Annotated in this window: 8 protein-coding genes; 6 read left to right on the forward strand and 2 right to left on the reverse strand. The window is 46.3% G+C overall.

Annotated elements, in window-relative coordinates:
• Nucleotides 1-82: 82 nt before the first annotated feature.
• Nucleotides 83-493 (forward strand): GFA family protein, encoded by a 411-nt coding sequence (locus tag SHD_RS09680; RefSeq protein ID WP_039978046.1) that lies wholly within the window; start codon nt 83-85, stop codon nt 491-493.
• A gap of 17 nt (nt 494-510) precedes the next feature.
• Here SHD_RS09680 and SHD_RS09685 read toward each other — a convergent pair whose 3' ends face one another.
• Nucleotides 511-972: a TIGR02444 family protein gene (locus tag SHD_RS09685; RefSeq protein WP_039978043.1), complete on the reverse strand. Its 462-nt coding sequence runs from the start codon at nt 970-972 to the stop codon at nt 511-513.
• Between the two features lie 34 nt (nt 973-1,006).
• Nucleotides 1,007-2,920 (reverse strand): ABC transporter ATP-binding protein, encoded by a 1,914-nt coding sequence (locus tag SHD_RS09690; RefSeq protein WP_023266944.1) that lies wholly within the window; start codon nt 2,918-2,920, stop codon nt 1,007-1,009.
• Nucleotides 2,921-3,310: 390 nt separating this feature from the next.
• Between SHD_RS09690 and SHD_RS09695 the strand changes: the two genes are divergently transcribed.
• From SHD_RS09695 to dbpA, 5 genes are all read left to right on the forward strand, one after another.
• Nucleotides 3,311-3,511 (forward strand): YheV family putative zinc ribbon protein, encoded by a 201-nt coding sequence (locus tag SHD_RS09695; RefSeq protein WP_011621538.1) that lies wholly within the window; start codon nt 3,311-3,313, stop codon nt 3,509-3,511.
• 641 nt (nt 3,512-4,152) lie between these two features.
• Entirely contained in the window at nt 4,153-4,914 is a 762-nt protein-coding gene (locus tag SHD_RS09700) for a HipA family kinase (RefSeq protein ID WP_023266945.1), read from the forward strand.
• Complete coding sequence (locus tag SHD_RS09705) at nt 4,911-5,780, forward strand: hypothetical protein (RefSeq protein ID WP_023266946.1); 870 nt, start codon at nt 4,911-4,913, stop codon at nt 5,778-5,780. Before SHD_RS09700 ends, SHD_RS09705 begins: the two co-directional genes overlap by 4 nt.
• A 463-nt stretch (nt 5,781-6,243) precedes the next feature.
• Nucleotides 6,244-7,101: a pirin family protein gene (locus SHD_RS09710; protein ID WP_023266947.1), complete on the forward strand. Its 858-nt coding sequence runs from the start codon at nt 6,244-6,246 to the stop codon at nt 7,099-7,101.
• Nucleotides 7,102-7,603: 502 nt separating this feature from the next.
• The gene (dbpA, locus tag SHD_RS09715; protein ID WP_023266948.1) at nt 7,604-8,980 is read left to right on the forward strand and encodes an ATP-dependent RNA helicase DbpA; all 1,377 of its coding nucleotides are present in this window, start codon (nt 7,604-7,606) and stop codon (nt 8,978-8,980) included.
• Nucleotides 8,981-9,127 lie beyond the last annotated feature (147 nt).

Below are 9,127 nucleotides of genomic sequence, written 5' to 3' on the forward strand. Positions count from 1 at the left end.
CTTGGCTGTGTCGATACGCTAAATTAAGGTCATTAACGATATTCTGATCCCGCGCTATTTGATGGGCGGTGATGGGGGCGAAATGTTTACTCAGATAGGACGAGAAGGCGGCTGTTTATGCGGAGCAATTCGTTATCGGATTGAGGGTAAGCCCTTCGACGCCGATTATTGCCATTGCCGCATGTGCCAAAAAAGCATTGGGGCCGTGTTTGGTGCTTGGATGGATTTTAAGGTTCAACAAGTGACTTGGCTTAAGGGCAAAGTGACTGAGTTTGCCTCATCAGAATATGTAAGACGTGGTTTTTGTGCCCAGTGCGGCTGTTCACTGACTTTTAGGCACACTGAGTATCCCGATTATCTCACCCTAACGATTGCCAGCTTAGATGATCCTAATTCAGTGCAGCCTAATTACCATATTTATACTGAGCAGCAGCCGAGCTGGCTTAAGATTGAGGATAACTGCCAGCGTTACCCTCAAGCCCGCACTAAGTAAGTTGTGCATGAGGCCAGTTAAGGTGCGATCAAATCCAGTGCGTTAACATCCGCTGCGGATAAACCAAATAGCGCGAGATAACTTACCAGGTTGGTTTGTTCGCCAGTTGGCGATAATCCATTGATGGCATTTAGAATTGTGCGCTGCGCCTTGCGTTCCATCATCAGCTCAACATCGAGCATTTGCTGGTATTCTTCTTCATTCAGGCTGGCCTTGGCGAGACGGCGCAAACGGCGATAGGGGGTAAGAAACTTTTCGTCCCACTCCCAAACAGCATTCACCAGCTGTTGCCATTGTTCGGTCGTATACTGTCGCGGACCCGCCACATCAAGCGTGAGATCTAAATATTGCGCCAGCAATAGTAAATTCACGTTCACTTGATTGTTATCCTGTAGCTCAAGGCAAAGTTGCTTATTTTGCCCGTAGCTCATGTCACACCAATGCCAAATTTGGCTGTCTAGCGGGGTTGCATCCGACATACGGCTTCCTTGTATGTTAGGCGATAGAGGGCAATTACTGCCCCATTAGCTCAAGTTCCATTGCATCTATTTCTTCTTGTAACTCAAGCCATTGCATTTCACTTTCTTCTAGCGCCTGTGTCAAGCTGGTACGCTCACTGAGTACCGAAGTGAGCTTAGCTTTGTTGTCTTGATCATATAATTCGCTATCGGCCAGCAAATGCTCCAGCTCGGCGAGACGCTCACTGAGCTTTTGTTGATCGGTTTCAAGCTTCGCCTGTTTGCGTTTAAGGGGTGACACCTTTTGGCGTAGCTCGGCTTCTAATCGCTTTTGCTGTTTCTTATCGACCGCAGGTTTTGTGTCATCGCTGTTAGCCGCTTGGTTGGCACTGGCGGCTTTCGCTGCGTCGAGTAACCATTGGTGGTAATCTTCAAGATCGCCATCGAAGGCCTGCACTTGGCCTTGATCAACCAGATAGTAATCGCTACAGGTTAAGCGCAGCAAGTGACGGTCGTGCGATACAATAACCATTGCGCCTTCAAAGGTTTGCAATGCCATAGTGAGCGCATGGCGCATCTCTAGATCTAAGTGGTTGGTCGGTTCGTCGAGCAGTAATAGGTTAGGACGCTGCCACACTAATAAGGCCAATACTAAACGCGCTTTCTCGCCACCCGAGAAGGGACGAACCGGCGAAAGCGCCATATCGCCATGGAAGCCAAAACCGCCGAGGAAGTTACGTAATTCCTGCTCACGGGCATTTGGCGCGAGGCGCACCAGATGTTGCAGCGGCGTATCGTCTAGGCGTAAAAATTCGATTTGGTGCTGGGCAAAGTAACCGATATTCAGGCCGGGATTTGGCTCATACAATCCAGTCATCGGTGACAGTTGTCCCGATAACAGTTTGATTAATGTCGATTTACCCGCGCCGTTGCGCCCTAAGAGGCCGATACGGGCGCCGGGCACTAAGTTTAAATGCACTTTGCTAAGGATTTGCTTATCGCCATAACCCACCGCCACTTGCTCCATTTTAATCAATGGATTGGGCAGAGCTTCAGGCGGGCGAAACTCCATATAAAACGGGCTATCGGCCTGGGATGGCAACAGCTCAGTCATCCGCTCCAGCGCTTTTAAGCGACTCTGCGCTTGCTTGGCTTTACTGGCCTTGTAGCGGAAGCGGTCAACGAAGGACTGCATATGCGCCCGTTCTTTTTGCTGGCGCTCATAGGCGACCTGTTGCTGCGCCATACGTTCGGCACGGATGCGCTCAAAGGCACTGTAGTTACCTTTGTAATAATTGAGTTTTTGATTCTCGACATGGACGATTTCATCGACAATCTCGTCGATAAAATCCCTATCGTGGCTGATTAAAATCAGCGTGCCTTGATAGGACTTAATCCACCCTTCGAGCCAGTACATGGTATCTAAGTCTAAGTGGTTGGTCGGTTCGTCGAGCAGCAGTAAGTCGGAGCGGCACAGCAGCGCTTGGGCAAGGTTGAGGCGCATCCGCCAACCGCCCGAAAAGCTTTTCACTGGGTTATTTTGCTCGGCTTCGCTAAAGCCTAAACCTGCCAGCAAGGCACCTGCGCGGGCGCGAATGGCGTAGCCGCCAATGGCATCGATTTTTCCGTGCAGGGTGGCAATGGCATGGCCATCATTGTGTTCCTGTGCGATATGTAAATCGGCCTCAAGTTGGCGATATTCTTTATCACCATCAAGTACATACTCAAGAGCAGAGACTTCCAGCGCGGGCGTTTCTTGGGCTACGGTGGCGATTTGCCAACCCGAAGGCATACTAAACTCGCCTTTGTCTAAGCTCAGGTGACCCATAATTAATGCCAGCAGTGAGGACTTACCCGTGCCATTGGCGCCGACTAGGCCGACCTTATGGCCGGGATAGATGGTCAAAGAGGCTTCGTCGAGCAGGGTTTTGCTGCCACGGATTAATTGCGCTTGGTTGATGCTGATCATTAACTACAACTTGGTCATATCATGAATGAGTAAGGGCTGTGATGATAACGTACAAGCCGATGGCAAACCACAACTTAGGCCGAGTTGCTGAGGATTTCTTACACTTTTTACTTCTTCTTTTTGGTGAATGTTGTGGCGGCTTTTATGGCGCTCTTTGGATGAGTGCCAATGCGAGTGTACGGCCAATTTGGCAAATCGTTTTTGAGATAACCCAGTAAGGCGCCAACGTCTGTTTATTTTTTATGGCATCACAACTTGGTTTAAAGGCTGGCAATAGCTGGGCACTGTGGCAAAATAGCCGCCAATTTCAGGCTCACGCTTTCGGTTTTGCAAGCGAAGCGTAGTCATCTTCTGATTCAACTGAGCTGGTCAGTGCATAAAGGTATTAGCATGACAACCAAAATCAAAAAGCGCTTTGTAGCTGGCGCAAAATGCCCTAAATGTGGCGCCAAGGACAGCATTTTGCTGTTTAAAGAAAACGGCATCGAAACCGTAGAATGCACCGACTGTGATTACCGCGAACAGCAAACCGATGTCAAAGTCACCGAAAAAGCCACTGGTGCCGTGATTGGGGTGTTTAAGCCTGACTAGTAGTGCTTAGCATGGCTGTTTTATTCGTTAAATTTAGTCACTAAAAGATTTAAATCTGTGCCGTGTCGATTGGCAATATTACTCCAGTGACACGCCATAAACTCATCCCTGAGGGCTCGACGGTGGCATCCATGCCACCAACGGTCACTTCCGTAAAAATTGCCAATGCTAACTAGCCTTCTCGCAGCTCGTTCTACTAAAAGCTATTTGCCCATTCCGTGTTTCGGCTCGTTAGCTCAATCGACCATTCCTACTCCTGTTGCCATACAAATTCTTATCTATTTACTATGTTTGGCCTTACCAGAAATCGGCTAACAATGTATGGGTATACAGTCGTATTTAAATTTAGGTATTTTTTGATGATTTGAAGGTAAGAAAAGTGCGCACTAATCCCATCCGCAATAAGTAAAACTCTATAAAATCAATTAACTATCATGTATAGTGTTTCGTAATAGGTTTGAAAAACACGCATGCGCGTTTTTCCAGATGGTGTATTTAGCAGAATGCTGATAAGTTCATTACATACATATAGTTAACCGTGCGCGATTTCACTGTTCCAACGAGGTAAACGCGCATGCGCACGAATAAAATGTTAGCTTTCTACAAACAAATGTAGGTTCATCAAATGTAAAGGATTATGAATGGAACAAGTAAAAATAGGATTGATGCTTCCTGGAGCTACATCCTTTAATGATCATAATGTAAACCCTACATGGAAATGTCATGTCAAAACACATGATTCAGTAGTGGTTGCATATGTAAAAAAAGTTACAGTTCAAGAGCTTTATGCCGAATGTGTATGCGCTGTAATAGGTCGTTCACTTGGGTTATCTATTCCAAAGCCTATTATTGTTAAGGTTACGCATACCGTTTTTGAAGAAATTCCTGAAGGCGAATATGCTTTAGCATTTGGATCTGAAGATGCAGGTTATCCAAGTTTTCGAAGGTATTCCAAAAGTGAAGAGGCATTAGAAAAGCTCAAAAGCTACTCAAGAGCATTAGATATTGGTGTATTTGATGAGTGGATCGCCAACTGGGACAGAAATGTAGGAAACATACTTTATGATGGCGGTGATAAATTTTCTTTCATAGACCATGAAAATGCTTTGGACCTATCTTTAGATGAAAGAGACTCAGCTAAAGATAACCAAATCATTAGAGTTATATATTCATTAAAAAGTGAATTTGAGAAACATAAAATTATTAGAGATATTGACGTAGGGATAACTCGCCAGTACAAAGATTTTCCTTTTTCTCTGATTTCAGAAAAAACCTATGCCAGTTCTTACTTATCCCAAGAGCAGATTATAAAGGTTATAGAGTTTCTTGAGAACAGAACTGAGCACATTAAAATATTAATGAATCGAAGGCTGGGGATTCAACAACAGGAGATGGCGTTATGAATACATTAGAAGAGCTATTTCCATCTGAACCTACATTTTTTGGCACATGGCAAACTCTTTATTTAGAACCTATAGTTGGTTCTGGAGAAAGAATATCTGTTGCCGTTGTGGCTATTGGAAATAACAATCAATATAGAATAATACAAGCAATCAGAACTGAATTACTTGAGTGCTTATATGGTGCGCAATCTCAAAATATGCAAAGTATTATTGATTGGCTAATTGAGTCAGCATTAAATGAGCTTAAGACTCATAGAAGCTTATCTGAATGGGCTGCTCCTTTTGGTGGAGTAATATTAGGAAGCATGCATCCTGCTGCTGATGACAGCATCGAAGGCATATTGAAACAAGCTATACGCTTTACTGCTAGTTTAAGCACTCTTGCTCTTGATGCTGAGAGAGAGGAAGATGAATTCCAGTCAAAACGTTATAGTGAACAATGGGCAACAAGTATTTTTGATGAAATAAAAACAATAAACCCTCACCTATCTAACTGTTTTAAGAAGCGTTTGAAGATTAGCGAAAGCAATTTATTAACTTCGTTTGGATTCATGAACGAGAAATATGTTTCAAACTTTGGCTTGCTTGTTCCTACAAGACTATCAACTTCCTTAAACAATGTGAAAGCTAAGCTATTTGATTTGGAAGCGCTAAAGAAATCACAGGTCTTAATTAAACCCCAAATATATGAAATTATTATTGGCACACCATCTTTGTCTGATCCAACGTTAACTGACACATCAGTAAAAAGATTAAGAGAAACTATTGATATGGTTACTGAAGTTGCCGCATCAGAAGACATTAAACTATTTAGAGCTGAAAATGCGAGAGAAGCTGCTATTCATATTAATGAAATCGCAGCTTAGAAAGCTAACAAGAAAATTCAGGTGACGCCTACGGCGCAACTGATTTAGGCATTAAGCCATAGAGATTTAATCCTAAACAGACGAGTTAGAGCAAAGGGACCATCACGCTTTTGTTCCAAGGCGCGTTGCGTAAGGCTTTTAAATCTACAGGTTACGTTAATGTCAAAAGGTGAGCCATGGTGATTAACGAGACGACCGTCCGCCCCATGGACGGGGCGGTCGAGCATCCACGGACGGACTCGCTGCGTGTCGGTGAGTGAACATCATGGCAAGCCTGTATGAGTGGGTATCAGCAACCTACCGTTCCATTTTTTCGAATGTTTAGACCGTGATTTCGCGTTATTCTTTTGCAAATTTCCTTGTTATTCTGCTTCCATTAGCATTGCCACTGTTTCACGCGGTCACTTTTAACCCAAGTGATAGTGAGTGCACGGGCTAATGCCTTACGAGTTAGGAGCATAAAATGAAAGTCTTAGGTCAGTTTTCTGCTAAACCTGCGATGGATGGCGACGGGGTGAATATTCGCCGTGTGGCGGACTTTGTCACTACCCACTTTGATCCATTTTTGATGATGGATGAGATTAAATCCGATGATAAACAGGATTTTATCGGTGGCTTCCCGCCGCATCCACACCGTGGGATGGAGACCTTTACTTACATCCGTAAGGGTGGGTTTGAGCATCGCGATCAGATGGGTAACGTCAAAGCGATTCGTGCAGGCGATGTGCAGTGGATGAGCACGGGTTATGGCGTGGTGCATTCTGAAATGCCGCTGGCCGATGCGCTTAATGGTCTGCATGGCTTCCAAATTTGGGTCAATATGCCGGCCAAGGACAAGCTGCGCCCCGCGACTTATCAAGATACGGCTTCAACCCCTAGCGTTGAAACCTCGAACGACACAGGCGCCACCCTTAAAGCCTTGGCGGGGGATTGGGCATTTGCGGGTAAGAGTGCGATCAGTGCCACCATTCAAGGATTAGCGGGCGAAGCGGCGATTGCCGACTTGATGATAAATGCCAATGGTGAGGCGCAGCTCGATTTATCCAAGCATGAGTTTGCTGCCCTCTATCTTTACCAAGGTGGCTTGAGTAAGGGCGAAGGCTCACAGTGGTCATTCAATGAAGGCCAGTTTTTAGTGCTCGATAGCCAAACGCCATTGCAGCTTAAGGCCGATGAACGCGGAGCGGGCATGCTACTGTTTGTGGGTAAACCGATTCGCGAAAAAATCGTTCAAATGGGGCCGTTTGTGATGAACACCCAAGCGGAAATTCAGCAGGCGATTCGCGATTATCAAGAGGGCCGCTTTGGCAGCATTGCCTAAGTCTCCCTTGCTTTAAATCTTGACTCCTTGCTTGAAAAACACTGCTAGTACAAAGCTTGTTTTTCCGTAGTCACAGCCACCAAGCCCTGCCAATGCAGGGCTTTTTGTTAGCGCACTTCTTATTAATGACTCTCTTTAAAGCAGGCAATAAAGCCTGCTTTGGTGGTTAAGCGAAAGACTTCAGGAAAAGGGCGCGTTTTATTGCTACAATAGCCGAGCTTTGGGATGGCGCGGATAAGACTGAACACGGCAAGTTGCCGACTTAGCCTTATTACGTGAGTGGCGTAGCTTATTTAAAGAGCTAGTTTAAAAGCATAAGTTAAAGGCTTAGTTAACTTAACCGCCAGAAATAAAGACCTAAACAAATGGCTAAACGCCCCGAAGCGATAAGCGTATTTAATCAGTAACACTATGCAATTTCAGTGACTTGCCTGAGTTTATGCCAGCGCGGGTTACCCACCACAGGATATTCGCCTTGAGCAATTCAGACACTCAGCCTTCAATGGCTTTCTCGACTCTTAAGCTAAAACCCGAACTGCTTGAGAACCTTACCACTATGGGCTATCACGAAATGACGCCGATTCAGGCGCAGAGTCTGCCAGCCATTTTAGCGGGTGAGGATGTGATTGGTCAGGGCAAGACGGGTTCGGGTAAAACGGCAGCTTTCGGTTTAGGTCTGCTGAACAAATTAGATGTGAAGCGTTTTCGCATTCAAACCTTAGTGCTGTGTCCAACCCGCGAACTGGCCGACCAAGTGGCGCAGGAGATCCGCACCCTTGCCCGTGGCATCCACAACGTAAAAGTGCTTACCCTTTGCGGCGGCGTGCCCATGGGGCCGCAAATTGGTTCGCTCGAGCATGGCGCCCACATTATCGTCGGTACCCCAGGGCGGATTGTCGATCACTTAGAGCGTAACCGTTTAGATTTAAGCAACCTGAATATGCTCGTGTTGGACGAAGCCGATCGTATGCTTGAAATGGGCTTCCAACCACAACTCGATGCGATTATCGAGCAGTCGCCACGCGAGCGCCAAACCCTGCTGTTTAGCGCAACTTTCCCCGAGCAAATTCAGTCGATTGCCAAGCAAATTATGTATGACCCTGTGATGGTGAAAGTGGCCGTAACCCACGAAAAGAGCACCATCGAGCAGCATTTCTATCATTTGGATGACGACAAGGCGCGCATGCAGGCGCTGCAATTATTGCTGCTGGATCGTAAGCCCGAGAGTGCGGTGGTGTTTTGTAATACCAAGCGCGAAACCCAAAAAGTGGCCGATGAACTCAGCGATGCTGGCTTTAGCGTTATCGCCCTACATGGGGATTTAGAGCAGCGTGACCGAGATGAAACCCTGCTGCAATTTGCCAACAAGAGTGCCTGTGTGCTGGTGGCAACCGACGTGGCCGCCCGTGGTTTAGATATCGACGCGCTGGATGCGGTATTTAACTACCACGTGGCCTACGATACCGAAGTGCATATTCACCGTATTGGCCGTACTGGCCGTGCGGGCAGTAAGGGCGCGGCTTTTACCTTCTTTGACGATCAAGATGGCTACAAGATTGCCCTGTTAGAAGAGTATTTAGAGCGAGATATTCAGAGCGAAGCCTTGCCATCATTAAGTTTGCTGGGCACAGCGCCCAATGCGCCAACCATGATCACCCTGCAAATCGATGGTGGTAAAAAAGAGAAGCTTCGCCCCGGTGATATCCTCGGGGCCCTCACTGGAGAGAATGGTATCGAAGGCTCGCAGGTCGGTAAAATCCTTGTGACTGACTACCGCGCCTATGTGGCGGTGAATCGCAAAGTCGCTAAAAAGGCGCTGAGCAAAATCACCAGCGGCCGCATTAAAGGTAAGTCCTACCGCGCGTGGTTAATGAAATAACCCGCTGTTAAGTGATTAAAAAGCGAAGCCAAATGGCTTCGCTTTTTTGTTTATAGCTGACCAGTCCTAAATAGCGTTGACACTTTTCAAACTCATTTTGGAGAGTGTAATGACTTCAACAATTAAACGAACTCAACGCGATTATTC

The sequence above is a fragment of the Shewanella decolorationis S12 genome, from assembly GCF_000485795.1.
GTDB classification, from domain to species: domain Bacteria; phylum Pseudomonadota; class Gammaproteobacteria; order Enterobacterales; family Shewanellaceae; genus Shewanella; species Shewanella decolorationis.

Excerpts from the sequence above, each read along its gene's own strand:
- dbpA (WP_023266948.1), top strand. The coding sequence starts at position 7,604 with ATGGCTTTCTCGACTCTTAAGCTAAAACCCGAACTGCTTGAGAACCTT.
- SHD_RS09700 (WP_023266945.1), top strand. The coding sequence starts at position 4,153 with ATGGAACAAGTAAAAATAGGATTGATGCTTCCTGGAGCTACATCCTTT.
- SHD_RS09710 (WP_023266947.1), top strand. The coding sequence starts at position 6,244 with ATGAAAGTCTTAGGTCAGTTTTCTGCTAAACCTGCGATGGATGGCGAC.
- SHD_RS09685 (WP_039978043.1), bottom strand. The coding sequence starts at position 972 with ATGTCGGATGCAACCCCGCTAGACAGCCAAATTTGGCATTGGTGTGAC.
- SHD_RS09680 (WP_039978046.1), top strand. The coding sequence starts at position 83 with ATGTTTACTCAGATAGGACGAGAAGGCGGCTGTTTATGCGGAGCAATT.
- SHD_RS09690 (WP_023266944.1), bottom strand. The coding sequence starts at position 2,920 with ATGATCAGCATCAACCAAGCGCAATTAATCCGTGGCAGCAAAACCCTG.
- SHD_RS09695 (WP_011621538.1), top strand. The coding sequence starts at position 3,311 with ATGACAACCAAAATCAAAAAGCGCTTTGTAGCTGGCGCAAAATGCCCT.
- SHD_RS09705 (WP_023266946.1), top strand. The coding sequence starts at position 4,911 with ATGAATACATTAGAAGAGCTATTTCCATCTGAACCTACATTTTTTGGC.